Raw genomic sequence first — 20,085 nt, 5'->3', positions numbered from 1 at the left:
TCAAACATATTTGCATGCCATAATAGATTTTAAACCCTAATGCCAGGTCAAATCCACATCCTTTCTGGCCGGAATGCGATGGTATTCAGCATTGGGATAACCTATCATCACAGCACCGTAGACTGTATGGTTTTCAGGCATGCATAGCGCCTTCATTAGCGGCTCGAATGTCTGGCAGGCACGCAAAAAGTATCCGGCCCAGCAGGTGCCTAGCCCCAAAGCAGGGGCGGCTATTTCAATGTAGGCAATTGCGGAAACAATGGCGGCCGGAGCGGTACGTTCATTTTTCGGTGCATAGGCAACAAGCAAATGTGGTACGTTACGTAAAATCAGATCCTTGCCCTTATCCCACGCAGCAAGCACTTTGTCCATATGAAGCATTGCGGCAAACTCCGGCTGGTCTTCTATCATCCAGCGTAACCAGTCAGCCACAAGTCCGGCCAGCCTGCGGACTTCGTTTGCATCATTAATGACCAGCCATTTGGTCGGCTGAACATTATGACCGCTGGGGGCATAGCCGGCAATAGCAAGCAGCTTTTCGATTTTTTTACCTTCAACCGGTTTTTGCAGATACCGGCGAATGGACCGGCGTGCGCAAAGGTATTGCTCCATCTGTTCGGCGCTGATTTCAAGTTCTTTTTTTAGAGGCACGCAATCGGCGGCTGCCATCTTTCGCTGGTCCAGCGCACCGGAAGGACATACAGCCACGCAATGACCGCAATCAATACAAACCTTGTCGGCATTTTCAACCGGCACAGGATAACCGTCCTTATCCTGCGTAAGAATATTTAACGGGCAGTCAGCAACGCAAAGCCCGTCTTTTAAACACTTTTCCCTTTCAACAGTAATGATATTGCCCATCTGTTTTATCCTTTCATGCTAAAAAAATGACCGGCTGATGTAAAAAATTGTTCTATAAAATGCAAATCCAAAAAAGCTAATGAATTCAACCTAAATCTATTAACCTAAATTTACGTAAAATATCAACTCCTTTTAAATTTGTTTTGTAACTGCAATACTCCAATTCCGATTTTTTTCCGGCACCATATTTGCGTAGTAGCATTTACAGGTTTTCAGAGACAGAGGGAGAAAATATAGGGAAAAACCTTAGGAAACAATAAGGATAGTGGCACATGACTCAAAACAAATTAAAAAAAGAAACGACTATTTTATCTTTTTACAACTTTTTGTTATTTGCAGTCATTCTTGCATCTGCAACGCTCAATTTGAACACAGCTTATGCCGGGTACAAGGATGATATAGAATTCACAAAATTACAGGAAGAACCTGATACGACTCTTCCTGACGGAAATGGAATAGAGGTTGCGCAAATAGAAGCTGGTGTAGATGCCTGGATGCCTGATCCATCTTCAGACCAGTTTGCCGGCAAAGAGATCATCGACAAATCCGGAATAACTCCTGGGCTATATTCCGGGCATGCAACATCGGTTGGAGGGATCTTTTACGGCAACACTTCCTCCATGACTACGGGGATAAAACTTATTGAAAGTTTTTCGGCAATAGATTGGCTGACATCCGGGTTTTTAAATACTGGAAACAATACAAAGAAACCGGACGCCACATCCGCCCGGGTGGCGAACCACAGCTGGATAGGCAGTTTCTCTGGAAATACTTACAATTCCGACGCTCTAAGGCGGCTCGACTGGGTTATAGATCGAGATGAATATATTCATGTGGCGGCTCTTAGTAACGGTTCTACAAACGAACCTTTTTTATCCAGCTCCTTTAACGCCATAATTACTGGGCGTACTGACGACGGCCATGGGCACGGTTTGCCCTATGTAGATGAAACCTACACAGACAACAGGGCCCGCCCGGATATTGTTGCGCCCATGGGAACAACCAGCAGCGCTACACCTGTAGTGGCCTCAGCGGCAGCGCTGCTTGTCCACTTAGGTCATAAAAACCCGAATCTCTCAACAGATCCTGAATCATCTTACTCTGCCAATAGAAATGGAAACACCATATATAATGCGGAACGATCCGAGGTTATCAAGGCCGCATTGATGGCAGGCGCCGACCGTTGCACTTCCAATTTTGGGGACGCCAACATAATCGATTATCGTTCAGACGAGGCAAATATGGCTCCCAACGGTCTGGATTCCCGATATGGCGCAGGCCAGTTAAATATTTATCAAAGTTATTACATCATAGCCGCAGGTGAACAAAACAGTTATGATGATGATCCTGACAACGACCGGGGGGAGATAGGTCTGTCAGGTTTTGATTACGATCCCTGCTTTGGTGGGGAAGATGATTGTAATAATACGGGATCTTATTACTTTTGCACAGACTCAGAACATATCCGTCTTGTGGTTAATTTATCATGGAACCTCATGATCAACGGCGGTGAGACAGGGAGTTTTGACGGCGCCGCCGCTCTTTACAATCTTGACCTAATACTATACGATATAACTGACTCCGACAATCCTGTTATGATCACCAGTTCGGAAAGCCGGACAAATAATTCGGAAAATATATGGATATTACTGGAACAAAATCGTGATTACCTTCTTGAGGTTGTCCCGGGTGAAGGACAAGGCGTGTTCAGATGGGATTATGCGCTGGCATGGCGCCTGACCAATTCATTAGGCGGGGACTTTAAAGCGGATGAAGACGTGGACGGAATGGACCTTGCCGATTATATAAGATCGGAAAGTAACGTAACCCTGAAGCAGTTCGCCTCCGATTTCGGCAAAACATCTGCTGCCGCACAGTAAACTGCCGGAAAGCTATAGATTGTCACATAAATAATTTCATTTTTACCAAAGCCCTTTTCTACTTCCTGGAAAGATTGATAAAAGGCTTGCATCTATACGGAACATACTGATTCCATAAATTATAGGTATTTGATCTATTTATTATAAATTGTAATACAAAATCTCATAAAAGGCGGACTTATGTTAAAAGCTAAAGATATAATGAAAAAGGATGTAATATTTTTTTCCCTGGAAACAGATATAGTTCCTGCGGCAAAATCACTTATTGACAATAATATCAACGGAGCGCCGGTTGTGGATGATATGGGAGTAGTGGTGGGAATATTGTGTCAGAGCGATCTGATAGCGCAGCAGAAAAATATTAAACTACCTTCCATCTTTACCTTGCTTGACGGATACATTCCATTAACTTCATTTAAAAAACTTGAAAAGGATATAAAAAAAATTGCAGCCATCAAAGTTAAAGATGCGATGACGAAAAATCCGGTAACCATAGACCCGGATACTGATGTAGGTCATATGGCAATGCTTATGGTTGATAAAAATTTTCACACGCTGCCGGTTATTGATAATGGAAAACTGGTGGGTATAATAGGTAAAGAGGATGTCCTTAAAACGCTTTTGTAACCGTTTACAGAGTGCAGGGCTCGGGCTTCAGGGTCTGGTACTCTTTTCAAGAGACCCTCGTTCCCAAATTTCTAAAACTCGATAGCCTTTTATTATCACTGACTTTCCTTAATTGTTACGGAGGTACATAATATGGTAACACGAGTCAGTTCCGATATTATGAATATCACGGCGCTGAGCCGGGAAGAAATAAACAAACGAGCCGACGCACCGTTTGAATTTTGGGGGCCGACTCCCGAAGAAGCAAGAAAAGCCGCTGTCGCAAAGACAAAGGGATTAAAAGACAAGCAGTGCACATTAAAAAAAGCGCTTTCTACATATCTGCGCGATGGGATAAATATCGGAATCGGAGGATTTGTGAATACCCGGGCACCGGTAGCCATTATTCATGAAATCATCCGGCAAGGCGCCAAAAATCTGACCCTTTCTTTTCAATCCAATTCCATTTGTTGCGAGCTTCTAGCCGGCGCCATGATCCTGGAACCGGATCATTTGTCCATCCGGCGGATTGAACTGGCATGGTACGGATATGGGGTCATCGGCATCGCACCGCTGTTACGGTATCTGACCAGCAAAGGTATGGTGGAATTGGACGATTACACCAATTACGGAATGTCTGCCCGCTTCAAAGCCGGAGCTATGGGAGTGCCGTTTTTACCGACCCGCGATCACGGCGGCAGCGATATGGAACTGGTCAACCGGGGACAAATGGTGAAATGTCCTTTTACAGACGAAAACGTATACCTGGTACCAGCCTGTCATCCGGATCTGGCCATTATTCATGTTCCCATGAGTGATATGTATGGTAATGCAAGAATTTTCGGTGCCCTCTGCACATGCCCGGAGATCGCTCAGGCAGCAGTTAATTGTATTCTTACCACCGAGCAAATCATACCTGACGGGAATATCCGAAGTTACCCTAATCTGACCGAAATCCCCTACGCGGTTGTAGATGCAGTTGTGGAGCAGCCTTTCGGTGCCACTCCCGGAGCTTGCTACGGATATTATTGGTTTGACATGCCGTATTTTCTTAAGTTTAAAAAAATCTGCGACGAATTCAGAAAAACCGGTAACAAAGACAAACTGCGGGCATACTATGATGAGTACATCTTCGGATGTGAGACTTTTGACGATTTCCTGGAGAAAAAGCCTTACAAACTTTTGAAGGATCTCATAAAACAGGACGGAGCCCAACCGATTGTCAAAATATGAAAAAATTTAAACCGGCTCAAGGAGGATTGTATAATGGCTGGATACGGAGCATTTGAAATGATAGCTTACACCGGATCCGGAGTGCTGGAAGATGAAACTATCGTTTTCGTGGGAACAGGCTTGCCGATTATCTCTGCAATGTTCGCTCAGCTAACCCATGCGCCTAACCTTAACATGATTTTTGAAGCCGGATCTCTGGCATCAATTCTGGAGCAAGGCATGCCTCTTTCGGTGGGCGATACAAGGGCTTTTCGAAAAGCATTGTACGCCAAAGGACTGTGCAATGCCTTTGAGTTGACCCAAAGAGGATATGCGGATTACGCGTTTATCGGCGGAGCACAGATTGATATGTACGGTAATATTAATTCTCACTTCCAGGGCGGAACCTACGGCCGTCCGGTTACAAGATTCCCGGGAAGCGGGGGCGCCGGAGCTATGGCGGCCAATTGTGAAAAAACAATATCCATCATGGCCCTTGAAAAACGGCGGTTTGTTGAAAAACTTGATTTCTGCAGCAGTATCGGTTTCGGAGACGGATCACCTGATTACAGAAGGAAAGCCGGTGTGCTCGGCTCCGGTCCCTACCGTGTGATCACCAATCAGGCCCTGTTTGGTTTTGATCCGGAGTCACATCGGATGATGCTGTTGGAAGTGATCCCCGGTAAAAAACCTGATGATATTCAGAAAATGGTAAGTTTCGAGTTGCTGATATCTCCATATTTGAAAGAAATGAAAGAACCATCCGAAGATGATTTAAGGCTGCTGCGGGAAAAGTGTGATCCGGAGGGTTTCTTTCTGAAACGGAAAGTTTTTGAGTAACTCAAAATATTAAGAAACGTTTTTTTAAAAATTCGACTTTAAAACTGTAAACCAAAACACTCCAACATCTCATTTTCGGGATATCATAATTAATGCTTGCAAAGATACTCAGCAGTGCGGTTATTGGTATAGATGCATACCTGGTTGAAGTGGAAATAGATATTTCCCTGGGGCTTCCGGTATTCACAACAGTCGGGCTGCCGGAAGCCTCCGTCAAGGAGAGCCGTGAGAGGGTAAAATCTGCAATAAACAATTCAGGTTATACCTTTCCTGATGACAGGATTACAGTAAATCTTGCTCCTGCAAATATTAAAAAGGAAGGAACCGGGTTTGACCTGCCGATTGCCTTGGGGATATTGGCCGCAACAGGGCTGTTTCAGCAGGAGTTAATATCAGACTACCTGGTATTGGGCGAACTTTCCCTGGATGGCCGCATTAAGCCTGTGACAGGCTCACTTTCAATGGCCATTGCCGCAAGGGATGCAGGTTATAAAGGAATCTTGATTCCTGATGACAATATAAACGAAGCTTCCGTAGTAAAGGGTATAGAAGTGCTGCCTGTAAAAAATTTGCCCCAGGTGGTCAATTATTTGCAAGGTTTTAACAAGATAGAACCTGCCGTTACTGATATTGAATCGATTTTCGCTCATGTTAACAGATCCGGAAACGATTTTGCCGAAGTTATGGGCCAGGAACATGTAAAACGCGCCATGGAAGTCGCTGCAGCCGGAGGACATAATCTCATAATGATCGGGCCGCCCGGCTCCGGGAAAACCATGCTGGCAAAACGTATTCCCACAATCCTGCCTCCTTTAACTTTTGATGAAGCTATTGAAACAACTAAAATATTTTCAGTAACCGGCATGCTTGAACAAGAGCAGGCCCTTGTAACGGAACGGCCTTTCAGAACACCGCATCACACAATGTCGGATGCGGGTTTAATAGGCGGGGGCCATATTCCAAGGCCAGGTGAAGTCAGCCTGGCGCATAATGGAGTCCTATTCCTCGATGAGCTGCCGGAGTTTAAAAAGCATGTACTGGAAGTGCTGCGACAACCTATGGAGGACCTCAAGGTTACCATTTCTCGGGCAGCATCGACTTTAACATATCCTGCGAGTTTTATGCTTGTTGCAGCAATGAATCCGTGCCCGTGCGGGTATTTGTCCGACCCGAAACACGAGTGCCGCTGCACTTACCAGCAGATCCGGAGATACAGGTCTAAAATATCAGGACCGCTAATGGACAGGATAGATATTCATGTAGATGTGCCGGCTGTTCCATACAAAGATCTCATGCAGGATTCCATGGCAGAAACTTCGGAGAAGATCAGAAAACGTGTTACAAAAGCTCGTGACCTGCAATCGGAAAGATTGAAACGGACTAAAATATACTGCAACGCACAGATGAGCAGCCGCCACATCAAAAAATACTGCAAAATTGATAATAAATGCAGCGCTCTCCTTGAAACAGCTATCGACAAACTCGGCCTTTCAGCCAGGGCCTATAATAGGGTGCTGAAGATTGCGCGTACAATTGCAGATCTGGCAAGGGAAACAGATATAAGAGTTGATCATATTTCCGAGGCAATTCAATACAGAAGCCTGGACCGTGGGAATGTGAAGTACACCTGAAGTAACATTAAATCAAAAAATACATACAGTGTTCGTATGCCGTAACTGGCTCAGGAATCTTATGGAGGAAATGATTATTCACCATACATATCAGTTATGAGCTTTCGCAATTGAGCTGCTTTGATATTAAACAATTTATCAATTTTATTTTTTAATCGCTGCTTGCTATAGACCGTCACATAAATAATTTCACTACGTTATCCCTATGTGTCAGGGTAGCTTAATCCCGTCTTGTTCATAAATTCCGTTTTCCACCAAGGTGGTTGTGCAATTTCTCCAAGCACCAAAACAAGAACGCGCAATTTAAGTACAAATCTTTCCAGACGGTCTTTTAGAAAGCTCCTATTGGTCATCATTTTTCCCTTGGTCATCGCTTAGCGCGTAATTGGTTCCTCCACTGCGAACCCATTCATCAACCTCATATTTTTTAAACTTCCAAAGCCTACCGATTTTGTGCCCCGGCATTTGTTTGTTACTGATCCATTTGTAGACCGTATCCCTTTTAATGCCGAACTGCATACCCGCCAAAAACAATTTTAACCCAGCGTGTGCACTATATCTGAAGCATGAACAAGCTTTACCTTGTTTTTCAGTTTCGGAAGCATTTCAGAGAATACCTTATAAGTTTCATGGTGGGGATGCGCTATACCCACAGCTTCTCCTCGACTCATGGCTGTGTGGATAAGAGCATTAATCTGTTTGCGTATAAAAACGGAATCTGATCTATGATCTATAAATATATCCCTTTGTGCAAAAGGAATCTTAAAAAGACGGGCCGAAGATCTGCACAAGGTGTCCGAAGTCGTGCGGCTATCAATAAAAAAGAGTCCCCTTTTTTTGAGTATGGAAAAGATCTGGTTCATTTTTTCCGATTCCGCCGTCATTTTTGACCCCATATGATTGTTAACTCCTCTTATGCAGGGGATGCAGTCCAGATCTTTATTCAACATACTTATAAGTTGATCAGGCGACATTAAGGTTAAAAGCGCGCCCTTTCCGGGGTCGATTTTCGGATACTCAACAGGTTCCATGGGAAGATGGAGCATTATTTCAACCCCTTTTCTGCGTGCTGAATCGACAATTTGTTTGCCAAAAGGGCTATGCGGAAGCACAGAGAAAGTAAGCCTTGCATCAAGTCTGAGGAATTTCTCGGCTATTAAGCGGTCATACCCTATGTCATCGATAATGATGGCTACACGGGGTAATTTTTTCGGTCTCTTGACTACAGGCAATGAGACCGGTTTATGGACTTGTTTCTTTTCAACCGGAAAGACTTCATAAACAGGCCGTGAATGCATCGGACTTTTTTTGGCGATATGTTGTTTGGCGATATCTTGTTTGGCGATATCTTGTTCCGGCTCCGGGCTTTTTAGATAATAATTCGCAACAAACAGAGCCGAACCGACTATTAATATCATAATAACCAGTCCGGCAATTAAACGTATAGATTGAGTTGCAAGGCTATAGGTTTTTCTTTTAGCCATCTATATTACTTTCGTCCTTTTGTGCCTTGCCGCCGTTCAGGATATCATATCCCACAAGAATATCGAGTGCGCGCATTACCTGGTTATCCATCTTAAGCGTTTCAAGGTTGAGAACGCCATGCCTGCTCTGAATTTCATGCTTTTTCTCTTTTACGGAATCATTGTTTTCAGATTTTTTTTTCTTTTGCTTACCCTTATCAGGTTCCGCATCAAGATGATTTTTCAGGTCTTTCTCCTTAAAATAAATATCTTCCGGTTTATCCTCTTCATCTTCTTCCAGGAATCTTTGCTTAACGACGATATCAGGCTTAATACCCAGGGCCTGGATCGATCTCCCGTTTGGAGTATAGTACCTTGCAATTGTATATTTCAGGCCATATCCGTCACGCAAAGACTCTACTGTTTGAACCGATCCCTTGCCGAAGGTTGTTGTTCCCAGTATTAACGCTCTTCCATGATCCTGCAGCGCTCCGGCCACTATCTCGGAAGCGCTGGCGCTGCCGCCGCTGACCAGAACCACTATGGAATAATTCCTGTCAGTATCATCATTATGAGCCCTGTAGTTTTTTGTATGTTTACCAAGCCGGCCCTTTATAGTTACAATTATACCATCTTTCAGAAAAAGGTCTGAAACCGTTACAGCCTGATCCAGGAGTCCGCCCGGATTATCACGCAGATCGAGTATCAAACCTTTAATACGGTGATTATCGGATTCAAAATCTTTCAAAACCTTCGCAACATCCTTTGTAGTGTTATTCTGAAAATTGGTAATCCTTATATATCCGTATCCGGGTTTTAGAACAATCGATTTAACACTCTCAACAGGTATGATATCACGTACAAGATTAAACTCTATAGGTTCAGGAGTTCCTTTGCGAAAAACGGTTATAACAACCTTTTCGCCCTTGGGACCCCGCATTCTTTTAACGGATTCCCAAAGCATCATATCCTTGGTCGATTCACCGTCTATCTTTATAATTATATCTCCGGTTTTAATCCCGGCCTTATATGCCGGTGTATTCTCTATAGGTGAGATCACCGTAAGAATACCTTTCGGCATGCTGATCACAATACCGATTCCTCCGAATTTGCCCTTTGTATCAATCTTCAAATCTTCGAAAGCTTCAGGCGGCATGAATGAAGAATGTGGATCAAGACTATGGACCATGCCCTGGATGGCTTTTTGTATCAACTCTTTGGTATCGACTTCATCAACATAGTTTTTTTCTATAATATCAAGAACATCGGAAAATGTTTTCAGCCCCTTGTATGTCTCTTCACTGCTTGCGGAAAGATCCCTGGAATAGCCCGCCCCTATTGTCCAGAATATTACAGCACATATCACGACCATCCATAGTTTCAAGTGTCGGTTTTCAGTAAGTTTCATTTTATTTACCCCTTGCGGTCCTTATTAATCCATTCAAGCGGATCGATCGGTTTGCCGTGATGGCGTATCTCAAAATGGAGACTCGAACCAATCATTGATCCGGTATCTCCAACCGTAGCAACAACATCCCCCTCTTCCACAATATCACCTTTTGTAATAAAAATTTCTTCAGCATGCGCATAAACAGTATAATAATTTTCACCATGATCGATGATTATCATATTGCCGTATCCTTTAAACCATTTTGCATATATTGTCGTCCCATTATAAACGGCACGGACCGGCTCGCCTCTTTCAATTTTAATATCTATGCCCTTGCGAAAACTTTTCATGTTGAATTTAGTATCCTGATAAGGGCCGAAAAAGTTTACAATCCTGCCTTTTACAGGCATTCTGAGCAATCCTTTCCTCGAGCTGAATCCATATGTTTGCAAACCGGCAGCCGATTTATGCGCTTTAGGTTCAAGGATTAATGACCTTATCGTATTGTCAAGCGCCTTTGCAGATTTATTTAAGGAAGCAAGAGAGGCTAATTCCAGCGATTTCTTGTTGCGTATATCATCAAGACACTTTGATCGCTCAACCTGTTCGCGGGAGATAAGCCTAACATGCTCATCAATACTTTTTTCAAGCGCCAGTTTCTCATTTTTTCGTGCATTCAGACTATCTTTAACTCTCTTAAGCCGCAACTTGGAATCCAAAAGATTACTACGAACCTCATTATCATAACCAAGTATCTGTTCAAAGGCTCTTTTTCTTTGATAGAGCTCACTAATCGATTCCGAAGAGGCTAAAATATACATCCCGCCAAGGGCATTAAGTTTATACAGGGCCACCAGCCGCAATGAGATGTACTCTTCACAACTCTCGACCTCTGCACTTAATGCATCGTACTCCATTCGGATTTTATCTATCCGCTTTTCGAAGCCTTCAACCTCTTCTTTAAATAAACGGAGAGATCTTCTTGAATCATTGAGGGATCGGTCCAATACGTCAAGTCTTGCCACAATATCAGCCTCCTTTTTTGTATATGACCGAATATTCGCTCTTCTCTGCTCAATCCTCCTGTTAATATTTTCCACTTCATTTTTAGCCAGATCAAGTGTCGAGAGATTATCTTTTTTGTTTCTCTCTATCCCATGCATTTGTATAATTTGAATATAATTCTTACTGTTTCTCACATAACCGGTCAAACCTTCATGTAAAATTTTCAGCCATTTTTTTTCATGATCTATAATTTCCACCCTGGCACCCAGCTTCAGCCGCTTGATAGGAGTATTTTTTCGGTCGGGTGCTGGACGTAAATTAAGATTCTTGACAGTAACAACACCTATCTCACTTAATACATCGGCTTTGGCCAATCCATTATTAACGGTCAAAACCGAACAGAAAAAAATTAAAGCAGAAAAAAAATTTTTTCTATTTATTTGTTTGAAAATACTCATATTCTTTTGAAATGTATAAAAGAAAGAAAACATCCTAACCACCCGACAAACATGCTGCATAAAATAATTGAGCAGAGCACCTTAAAATGGAAAAATCTGAGGCTTAGAAATCCGGTTAACATTCCCTGTGAAAGGTTTGAAGATATAAAAACAAAAGCGATATACAACACAACCACACCTATTATTCCTCCAAGAACTCCCTGTATAATCCCTTCTATAAAAAAAGGTATTTTAATAAACTTTTCAGTTGCTCCCACAAGGCGCATGATTTCGACTTCTTCACGTCTCGAATATAAAACCAGCCGTATGGTATTGGCAACTATAAACACGGATGCTATAAAAAAAAGACCTCCAACGGCAAAGCCTGCCAGCCTAAAGAGGCGCATGATATCAGCAAACTGTCCGATCCATCTCTGGCCGTACTCCAAATCATCCACAAATGGTAGAGACTCAATCACCGTGACAATAGATTCAATTTTTCTCTTATCAGTGCATGAAGGCGTCATCTCTATTTCAAAGGCATCCGGCAGAGGATTCTTACGCAAATTGTCAAGGATCGCCGCCTGCCGTTTCATCTTATTTCTAAGCAACGATAAAGCCTCATCTTTTGCAATAAACTTGGCACTTTTTACCCCATAGATTCCGATTATTTTTTGTTTAATACCGGGAATTTCATTTTTAGAAATATCCGGCCTAAGATATACCATTATCCTTGTGCACTGCTTCCAGGAATCCAGGATATCGTTCGTGTTGATAATAAAAATAGCAAAACTTCCTATAATAATTATGGATAAAGCTATTGTGATAACAGTGATCATATTCAGGATTCTGTTTCTCAAAATATCCTGAACGGCACGTCTGAAAAAAATAATCATCGGATATGTTTTTTGCAGAAATATACCTCGGAAGGTTATAAATTGCGTTTTTTTCGGTGAGCAATGAGCATCAAGAGCAAGACGGGAAGGCTCGTAATAGCGGGCTATTGCGAGCCTGAGCAACGCAGCTATTGATGTTCAGGGCCATTGAAAAAGCGCAATTTATGGCCTTTCGAGGTTATAGTTAAGGGTCCGCTTTATATGTTTGTATGCGTTTGAAGATAGCCATTATTGAGATATACAACACGAGCTCCTGCCTGGGTGATCAAATTCTTGTCGTGTGTTGCAATTATTACAGTAGTACCCCGTGTATGAAACCTCTTAAGAAGATCGAAAACAATACCGGCTGACTCGGAATCGAGACTACCGGTCGGTTCATCGGCCAGTATAATTTTAGGATCACCCACAACAGCCCTGGCAACGGCCACCCGCTGCTGCTCTCCACCAGAAAGACTTGGAGGAAAAAGATCACGTTTATCCTCCATACCTACTATCCTGAGGACACTATTGACCTTTTTTTCAAGAAGCCGGCTCTTTCTTCCTGCAGCCTCAAGAACAAGCGCAACATTTTCAAAAACAGTCTTTGTTTGTATTAGTTTATAATCCTGAAATATTATACCAAACTTGCGCCTTAATGCAGGTATGCGTTTGAAGCTGGTTCTGGACAGGTTCATACCATCCACTATTACCTGCCCTTCAGAGACAGATTCCCCAAGATATAGAAGTTTCAAAAGAGTTGTTTTACCGGCGCCGCTTGGACCGCTTAGAAATAAAACCTCATTCTTGTAAACATCGAGATTTATATCGATCAAGGCTTTTTTTTTGCCGTAATATCTGTAAACATGAAACATTCTGATAATAGGCATCTCAGACCGACCGTTTATCATTAAATGGTTTCCTGATCCGGATAAAATGTAATATTAAATATATGTTTTCATTAATAGCAAATTTTATGCCATTTGCTATTGTTCATCCGGAAATACAAAATTTACTGGTAAGGGAACTTCCAAAAAATAATTTACCCATCCTGCTTGCCCTTTTGCCCGTCTTCTACGTTGTAATAACAGGTACATAGCTCGCTATGTACCTGCCATCACGCCTTGAAGACGAACAAAAGTTCTGCACGATATAGGTATATTATTTTCTTCCAGTTCCCTAAATCTATTTATATTCTCCACAGCCAAGGCAGATTGCCTTTTACAATTCATTTTACAATTGACCAGAATAATTTTTATTGGTATGTGTTTTTTGGCTTAAGGAGTGCTCTAATCAGTTTTCCTTGCTAAATGCCTCCACTGAATCCCATTAACTCGCTTCTTCCATTCCAGTGGAGGTTTTTTTATATGATATTTATTTTAAAATAAACTGTTTTTTTATTATATTATACAAAGCAATACACTCGAACAATCCAAACAAGCTAATGAATCTAAATACTCCGATCAATCAAATGAAACAAGAACTAATCGATATTCTATGCCACAAATCATTTAAATATAGCGAAAAACCGGATTTTAAGCTGGTTTCAGGCAAACTTAGCCGTTTTTATATCAATTGTAAACCGACCACATTAAGCCCGCGAGGAATGTTTCTTGCCGGCCACCTTGTATTTGACGCCATTAAAGACCAAAGGATCCGTGCGGTAGGAGGCCTTACATTCGGCGCCGACCCTGTGTCAATTGCCGCTGCTTTTGCATCCGAATTACAGAATGAGCCTATAAAAGCCTTTTCCATACGCAAAACAAAAAAAGACCATGGTATAGTCAAATGGATCGAAGGAGAGATACTCCCGGGAGAAAGAGTAGCAATCCTTGACGATGTTGCCACGACCGGAGGTTCGACAATAAAAGCAATAGATAGAGCACGTTCAGAAGGATTGGAAGTTGTCAAGGTTGTAATACTTGTAGATCGGCAAGAAGGCGGCATAGCAAATATACGAAAACAAGTTGAAAATGTCTCAGCAATTATTACCAGGAAAGAACTGATGCAATGGCGCGCCTGATCCGAATCTTTCATAAAAAATTTGTTTTTGAGAGAGCCCTGAGGAACGAGGAACTATGCAAAAAAATATAAATTTATATATAAATCTTATTTTTCTTATCATGGTTATGATTACCTGCCCATCTCGCAATTCTTTCGCAACAGAGATCATTTATGGCGAAATAATATCCAGTGTGAACCTCAGGCAGGCGCCGGGGATGAATAAAAAAATTATAACAGGAATCCCGGGCGGGACCCTGGTTATCGTAAAGGATCAGCAGACAGACTGGTACAGAGTAGCCATATCCGGAACAGCATATTCATATGAGGGTTGGATTTACGGAAAATTTTTAAAACTGATCAGCGTTGAAAAAAAAATTCCGAATGACCAAAAAAAAACTATGGTATCAGAAGCTCATGAAACTATTCCTGATGAACAAAGTATTGAAAAACCACCTGTTTATAAAAACATCGACCAGGCGGACCTTAGCAGCAAACAAACAAGTGATCCGACAGTTTATACAAAAGGACCTGTAGAAGCCGCAACAGAGATAAAAACTGAAAAAAAAAAAATAGATGAGAAGAATAATACAAACTCTTTGAATACTGGCAAAGTATCCGGCAAGATTATTTCATCGGTAACAGAACAGAAGAAAGACCCTTTAGCATCCAACGGCAAAATTTACCATGAAGGAATTACAGGATGGCTCCGTCTTCTTCTTAATTTTGCGTCAATAAGTCTCTCTTGTCTTGCCGTTTTGCTGTCATATAAAGCACTGCAATCGGCAGGGGAGACTCGTGAAATGGTTTTGCGTCTCAGAAATAATAATCTTGATCAATAATTCAATAAGGAGAATTTAAATATGATGCAATTAAAATCGGTCGATCTGAAAAAAACATCTGTGGATGCTCTGATTATACCGGTATGTGAAGATAAAGAGATCCATAATTTACGAAAAATATCTTCTCTTATAAAAAAAGCAAAATCTCTGAATGAATTTGAGGGCAAAAAAGATGATTTGGTAATCCTGTATAATCTTCCAGGAATAAAAGCGGAAAGAGTGATATATTTAGGTCTTGGTAAACTTGAGGATATTAATATTGAAGTATTACGGGCTTTTGCAGGTAAAGCTACAAAGGAATCCATTAAGAAAAAATTATCAAATATTTTAATAGCCGCTCCTGCGGGTCAAAACATTACCAGGGGAATTAAGGCTGAGCCACATTTTATTATCAAAGCCCTGCTGGAGGGCGCCTGTCTTGGAAATCATATTTTTGATAAATATAAAGAAGAAAAAAAACTTAAACCTTTAACAGGGATCAATCTTCTTTTAAAACATGACGCAACGGATCAATTCAAAGAATTGCCGGCACAAGTCGAAGCATTATGTAGTGGCACCATTCTGGCACGAGAATGGATAAGCACTCCGTCTAATGACAAGCGGCCGGAACAGTTTACAGAATCTATAGTCGCCAACGCTGAAAAAGTTGACCTGAAGGTTGAAGTCCTGGATGAAACCCAGCTAAAACAAAAAAAATTCGGGGCAATGCTTGCAGTGGCAAAAGGGAGTGAAAGCAAACCATCGTTGATTTGTCTTGAATATAGCCACAATGATGCCCAGGAAACCATTGTGCTTGTGGGTAAAGGCGTTACATTCGACTCGGGAGGCATAAACCTGAAGCCCCAGGGTGCCCTTGAAGATATGAAAACAGATATGTCCGGAGCTGCTGTTGTTGCCGCCACCATGATCACTATTGCAAAACTTAAGCCCAAACTCAAGGTCGTCGGTGTTCTGCCTGTGGTTGAAAACATGCCTTCAGGCAATGCGGCACGGCCTGGTGATATAGTAAAAAGTTATAGTGGTAAAACCGTTGAGATAGGCAACACCGATGCCGAGGGAAGGCTGATATTAATAGATGCCATTTCATACTCCATTGAAAAATATAAACCGGAAATAATTATAGATATCGCCACACTGACAGGTGCTTGCGTTGTAGCGCTGGGTGAAAAAATAGCAGGCATATTTGCCTCTGACGATGAACTTGCTGAAAAAATCCTTCAATCCGGACAAGACACAAATGAAAGGTGCTGGCGACTGCCCCTGCCGGATGATTATCAGAAACTTCTAAAAAGTGGTTTTGCGGATATACACAATATCAGCGATTCAAGATGGGGAGGAGCTATAACCGCCGCCCTGTTTCTTAAAGAATTTACCGACAATAAAAGGTGGGCTCACATAGATATTGCAGGGCCAGCTTATATAAAAAAAGAGGAAGCATACTGCGGGCATGGAGGAACGGGCTTCGGAGTAAGGCTATTCTGTGATCTACTGGAAAAGCTGTAGTAGCAAAATTCGACCTGTTCGATCATAATTAGAATTAAAATATTGACAAAAGCTAAAAATAAGATATTATGTAAAATTCTGTTGTATAATATCATCAGAACACCTTATATGGGCCGTTAGCTCAACCAGGCAGAGCACCTGACTCTTAATCAGTAGGTTGAAGGTTCGATTCCTTCACGGCCCACCAATAAAATAATAAATAATTTGTTATAGTTAAAGAGTCCCTCAGGGTGTCATACTGAGGGACTCTTTTCATTCTGTGTGAGAATTTTTTCGAACTTTCTCATACGTTGCTATAGCCTCACGTTCTTCATCATCGATGCTATAGATTTTCACATAAATAATTTCACTGTGTTATCGGTCGTCGAAGTATTACAATACACCTTCCTCCCTCTGGCCTTGTGCCAAGTTTTAAAATCAGGTAATTATCTGAAAATCGGTACTCTCCCGCTACTACATTGATTATAAATCAGTAGCAATTTTTACAGTTAAGAGTTCTCTAAACGTCCAAACGTGGTCAGTAATTCCGGCTGCCATACCTGGAGTTTTTTGATTCCATTTTTTTTGAAAACGTTCTTCAGAATCACAGATCCTTTCCCGGAGACTCATATGTGGACGAGCAAAGTTATAAAATGCTTGAAAAAAAACAGTTTGTTTTTTAAGATTCTCTCTATTTTTGCTATAGCCAAGAGTCTTTCGTTTCAGAGGAGAGAGAGATTGCCTGATGGTAAGGTTCAATCTTTCAAGGAAACTGGTGCCTATTTTGAACCCCAGTTTAGCAAGTCGTTCTGCTCCACACCTGATGCGGTAAGTGATCTTGAGGAGTTTTCCATTTTTCTTCTCTTTTACCATCTGGCCATATACCAACTCAGAATGAGGCTCTTTAACAGGCTCTTTCGGATGTCCCCTTTGTCCGGTTTTTGGGAAGATTTTTATTTCATGGTAGTATTCAAGCAGAGCATTGAAGTAGCAGCTAAACCCGTCGCTAAAGAAGCAGAGAACTCCCAATACTATGCCAGCAGTCATTGCAATGAGTGAAAGAGCGGTTTCAAATGTCCTGGGGCCAACAACCATAGCCAGAATAAGACGGAATTGCGGAGCATAACTGATTCAGATCCATTGTCGACCATCTTCTGCTTCTTGACTGCTCTCAGGTTTCGTATTCTCAGATTTTTTACTTACTTTTCGCCTGACAAAGCTACACATTTCATCCAATTCCACATGAGTTACAGGAAGTTCCTTGAGAAGCGCTTTGTTAATTGCATCTGCGTTTTTATATGCTTTATCCAACCAGAACAAAACGGTATCCTCTTTAATACCAAGCACGAAAGCGATTCCACTTATTCCAACATTTACCAGGATCATCTTCAATGCCATCATTACCTTTTCTTCTTCAGTTTTTAGATCGAAAAAAGCAGTGTCACGTGTTTCGGAAAATCTTTCGCCACAGATAGAACATTTAAAAATACGCCTTTTACCACTTTTTGTCATATAAGTACTGATAGAACTAATATTTCTTTGATTTACTTGCCCATAGCACTTACAATTTTTGTTCGGGCAAGGTTGATTCCAATCTGATGATTTTCTCATAATCTTTTCCTCCCAAACTGGGTAGCAAGAAGCAAAAATGAGTCCTTGTTTGTTTTAAAAATAAGCATCAAATCAGAATTAAAAATAAACAGTATGTAACAAAAAGCTATGTTAACTTTCAATTAAAACATTAAACATGCTCGGTTTATAATCAATGTAGTAGCGGGAGAGCACCGAAAATCCGGTTCAAAATAAATTCCTGAAACAGACTGAAGTTTTTTTTTGAAACTCAAGGAAAAGGTAACCGGCTTTGAATACTATTATGGAAGACTTGTCGATTCCAAAGCAGCCTGCGACAGACTCAACCTGTTTTTGCAGAACAGAATAATTGATTCTCTTGTTTATCATTATAATAGAAGCAGCAGGCGGCCCGCTAAAACTGCTGTTAAAACCATGCTCATGCCTGTAATGTTATTCGGCTCAAAGGGTAAAGCGTTTCTTGATAAATGGATAATTGACACGGCAAATCAATGTATCAGGAATCTTGACAAATCCCGGCAGGCCAAATCCGCCAAAGAGAAAAACCCTGAAAAAGCAGCCGACCTGGCCGTTAAAAAACAGAAAAACAGGTACAGGAAACTTGAAAATATTAATCGTGAACTGGTTGTTGAAAGTTTTGGCGTCTTTGTTGGAAAGAATCAAAAAAATACAGTAGTGTCCGGTTAGGTTTTTGCATGTTATATGGGATAAAAAAATTAGAAAAATGTTCATTTTTTACTTGACAAACCAAATAAAAATTTTTTATCGTTTTGTTATAAAATTATAATTATAACAAGGAGTTAAGACAAAAATGGACATATTCAATATCCCAAAAAAGAATTTTAATCCCCAATCTCATGCTCGATTTCTCAAACCTTTGCAAAAGATTTTTCCTGACACGCCACAGCTTAAATCCCGAGGTCACAGGCCATTGAAAATGACTTTTGAAGATCAGCTTCACGCACTGATATTTTTCCATCTACAAGAACATGAATCAGCTCGTGATCTTATTCAACACCTTAAAGAAGACGATTTTGCCAAAGAATGTGTCGCTCCAGATGGAGGGATCAGTCGTAGCAGTTTTTCCGAAATTATCAATTCTCGAGGGCTTGAACAGCTTGAATATGTTTTTCAAGCTCTTTGCAGCCAGGCACAAAATGCTTTACCATCAAATTATTCAGATCTCGGTGAACTCGTTTCCATTGATGGATCTTTAATTGATGCAGTTCTGTCCATGTACTGGGCTGATTACAGAAAAGGCGCTAAAAAAGCAAAAGGCCATTTCGGCTTTGATGTCAATCGCAAGATTCCTATAAAAATTCATCTGACAAATGGAAATGGCGCTGAACGCCCCTTTGTCAGGTCTATCCTTACAAAAGGCCAAACAGGAATCATGGATCGGGGGTATCAATCACATAAGGATTTTGATCTTCTTCAGGATGAAAAAAAACATTTTGTTTGCCGCATCAAAGCGAAAACAACAAGAACTATTATCAAAGAGCAGCCTGTTGATCCCGACAGCTATATTTTTTATGATGCTGTGGTTCTTCTTGGCACTCCTGGGGTAAACCAGACCAGAAAGCCGGTTCGACTGGTTGGTTATAAAATTGCCGGTGTCAAATATTTTGTGGCAACTGATCGTTATGACCTTACAGCCGAGCAGGTTGCAACCGTTTATAAGCTTAGATGGGATATCGAAACTTTTTTCAAATGGTGGAAGAAACATTTAAAAGTGTACCACTTGATTGCTCACAGTAGATATGGCCTGATGGTTCAAATCCTTGCGGGGTTAATAACCTACCTGCTTATGGCCATATACTGCCATGAACAGTTTAATGAACCTGTATCAATAAAGAGGATTCGTCAGCTTAGAAATACCATCCAGAACGAATTACGTACTGACGAAAAAAACGTATGGTCTGATAATCTGATTATCAAAGAGCAAATGCTATATGCAAAAACTTAACCGGACA

Annotated in this window: 19 protein-coding genes and 1 tRNA gene; 11 read left to right on the top strand and 9 right to left on the bottom strand. The window is 41.4% G+C overall.

Features of this window, described 5'->3' with window-relative positions; translation table 11 throughout:
• Positions 1 to 36 precede the first annotated feature (36 nt).
• Positions 37 to 861 carry a nitroreductase family protein gene (locus BuS5_RS07515; RefSeq protein ID WP_027354146.1) on the bottom strand — a complete coding sequence of 275 codons (825 nt, stop codon included), beginning with the start codon at positions 859 to 861 and terminating at the stop codon, positions 37 to 39.
• Between the two features lie 272 nt (positions 862 to 1,133).
• Here BuS5_RS07515 and BuS5_RS07510 point away from each other — a divergent pair, with 272 nt between their 5' ends.
• The 5 genes from BuS5_RS07510 to BuS5_RS07490 all read left to right on the top strand — a co-directional run bounded on the left by BuS5_RS07510 (position 1,134) and on the right by BuS5_RS07490 (position 7,030).
• The gene (locus BuS5_RS07510) at positions 1,134 to 2,741 is read left to right on the top strand and encodes a S8 family serine peptidase (protein WP_051374831.1); all 1,608 of its coding nucleotides are present in this window, start codon (positions 1,134 to 1,136) and stop codon (positions 2,739 to 2,741) included.
• A gap of 180 nt (positions 2,742 to 2,921) precedes the next feature.
• Positions 2,922 to 3,368 (top strand): CBS domain-containing protein, encoded by a 447-nt coding sequence (locus BuS5_RS07505; protein WP_027354147.1) that lies wholly within the window; start codon positions 2,922 to 2,924, stop codon positions 3,366 to 3,368.
• Positions 3,369 to 3,500: 132 nt separating this feature from the next.
• Positions 3,501 to 4,580, top strand: coding sequence for a CoA transferase subunit A (locus BuS5_RS07500; RefSeq protein ID WP_027354148.1), 1,080 nt, complete (start codon positions 3,501 to 3,503; stop codon positions 4,578 to 4,580).
• 33 nt (positions 4,581 to 4,613) lie between these two features.
• The gene (locus BuS5_RS07495; protein ID WP_027354149.1) at positions 4,614 to 5,399 is read left to right on the top strand and encodes a CoA-transferase subunit beta; all 786 of its coding nucleotides are present in this window, start codon (positions 4,614 to 4,616) and stop codon (positions 5,397 to 5,399) included.
• A gap of 92 nt (positions 5,400 to 5,491) precedes the next feature.
• A complete protein-coding gene (locus BuS5_RS07490) occupies positions 5,492 to 7,030 on the top strand; it encodes a YifB family Mg chelatase-like AAA ATPase (RefSeq protein WP_027354150.1) in 1,539 nt (512 codons plus the stop codon).
• A 342-nt stretch (positions 7,031 to 7,372) separates the two neighbouring features.
• On the opposite strand, the gene BuS5_RS07485 is transcribed toward BuS5_RS07490, so the two are convergent.
• The 6 genes from BuS5_RS07485 to ftsE form a co-directional block, all read right to left on the bottom strand.
• Positions 7,373 to 7,549: a helix-turn-helix domain-containing protein gene (locus BuS5_RS07485; protein WP_084446028.1), complete on the bottom strand. Its 177-nt coding sequence runs from the start codon at positions 7,547 to 7,549 to the stop codon at positions 7,373 to 7,375.
• Between the two features lie 17 nt (positions 7,550 to 7,566).
• A complete protein-coding gene (locus BuS5_RS07480; protein WP_051374834.1) occupies positions 7,567 to 8,514 on the bottom strand; it encodes a divergent polysaccharide deacetylase family protein in 948 nt (315 codons plus the stop codon).
• Positions 8,507 to 9,901 carry a S41 family peptidase gene (locus tag BuS5_RS07475; protein WP_027354152.1) on the bottom strand — a complete coding sequence of 465 codons (1,395 nt, stop codon included), beginning with the start codon at positions 9,899 to 9,901 and terminating at the stop codon, positions 8,507 to 8,509. Before BuS5_RS07475 ends, BuS5_RS07480 begins: the two co-directional genes overlap by 8 nt.
• 5 nt (positions 9,902 to 9,906) lie before the next feature.
• On the bottom strand, positions 9,907 to 11,379 hold the full coding sequence (locus BuS5_RS07470; protein ID WP_027354153.1) for a peptidoglycan DD-metalloendopeptidase family protein: 1,473 nt from the start codon (positions 11,377 to 11,379) through the stop codon (positions 9,907 to 9,909).
• Positions 11,343 to 12,221 (bottom strand): permease-like cell division protein FtsX, encoded by an 879-nt coding sequence (ftsX, locus tag BuS5_RS07465; protein WP_027354154.1) that lies wholly within the window; start codon positions 12,219 to 12,221, stop codon positions 11,343 to 11,345. The genes BuS5_RS07470 and ftsX overlap by 37 nt, the downstream gene beginning before the upstream one ends.
• Positions 12,222 to 12,418: 197 nt before the next feature.
• Entirely contained in the window at positions 12,419 to 13,108 is a 690-nt protein-coding gene (gene ftsE / locus BuS5_RS07460; protein ID WP_027354155.1) for a cell division ATP-binding protein FtsE, read from the bottom strand.
• Positions 13,109 to 13,668: 560 nt separating this feature from the next.
• On the opposite strand from ftsE, the gene pyrE reads away from it, so the two are divergent.
• From pyrE to BuS5_RS07440, 4 genes are all read left to right on the top strand, one after another.
• Positions 13,669 to 14,220 carry an orotate phosphoribosyltransferase gene (gene pyrE / locus BuS5_RS07455; RefSeq protein WP_027354156.1) on the top strand — a complete coding sequence of 184 codons (552 nt, stop codon included), beginning with the start codon at positions 13,669 to 13,671 and terminating at the stop codon, positions 14,218 to 14,220.
• 55 nt (positions 14,221 to 14,275) lie between these two features.
• A complete protein-coding gene (locus BuS5_RS07450; protein ID WP_027354157.1) occupies positions 14,276 to 15,040 on the top strand; it encodes an SH3 domain-containing protein in 765 nt (254 codons plus the stop codon).
• A gap of 21 nt (positions 15,041 to 15,061) precedes the next feature.
• Positions 15,062 to 16,543, top strand: a complete 1,482-nt coding sequence (locus BuS5_RS07445; RefSeq protein WP_051374838.1) for a leucyl aminopeptidase — start codon at positions 15,062 to 15,064, stop codon at positions 16,541 to 16,543.
• 110 nt (positions 16,544 to 16,653) lie between these two features.
• Positions 16,654 to 16,730, top strand: a tRNA-Lys gene (locus BuS5_RS07440).
• A 275-nt stretch (positions 16,731 to 17,005) separates the two neighbouring features.
• Here BuS5_RS07440 and BuS5_RS07435 read toward each other — a convergent pair.
• Together BuS5_RS07435 and BuS5_RS07430 are read right to left on the bottom strand one after the other, a co-directional pair.
• Entirely contained in the window at positions 17,006 to 17,551 is a 546-nt protein-coding gene (locus tag BuS5_RS07435; RefSeq protein WP_274428129.1) for a hypothetical protein, read from the bottom strand.
• Positions 17,552 to 17,653: 102 nt separating this feature from the next.
• Positions 17,654 to 18,133: a hypothetical protein gene (locus tag BuS5_RS07430; RefSeq protein WP_274427834.1), complete on the bottom strand. Its 480-nt coding sequence runs from the start codon at positions 18,131 to 18,133 to the stop codon at positions 17,654 to 17,656.
• A gap of 222 nt (positions 18,134 to 18,355) precedes the next feature.
• Between BuS5_RS07430 and BuS5_RS07425 the strand changes: the two genes are divergently transcribed.
• Both BuS5_RS07425 and BuS5_RS07420 read left to right on the top strand, forming a co-directional pair.
• Positions 18,356 to 18,799 carry a hypothetical protein gene (locus BuS5_RS07425; RefSeq protein ID WP_274428128.1) on the top strand — a complete coding sequence of 148 codons (444 nt, stop codon included), beginning with the start codon at positions 18,356 to 18,358 and terminating at the stop codon, positions 18,797 to 18,799.
• 124 nt (positions 18,800 to 18,923) lie between these two features.
• The gene (locus BuS5_RS07420) at positions 18,924 to 20,078 is read left to right on the top strand and encodes an IS4 family transposase (RefSeq protein ID WP_274427886.1); all 1,155 of its coding nucleotides are present in this window, start codon (positions 18,924 to 18,926) and stop codon (positions 20,076 to 20,078) included.
• Positions 20,079 to 20,085 lie beyond the last annotated feature (7 nt).

The sequence above is a fragment of the Desulfosarcina sp. BuS5 genome, from assembly GCF_028752835.1.
Taxonomy (GTDB): Bacteria; Desulfobacterota; Desulfobacteria; order Desulfobacterales; family BuS5; genus BuS5.
The sequence above is the reverse complement of the archived record's forward strand: the minus strand, read 5'-3'. Positions and strand labels throughout refer to the sequence as shown.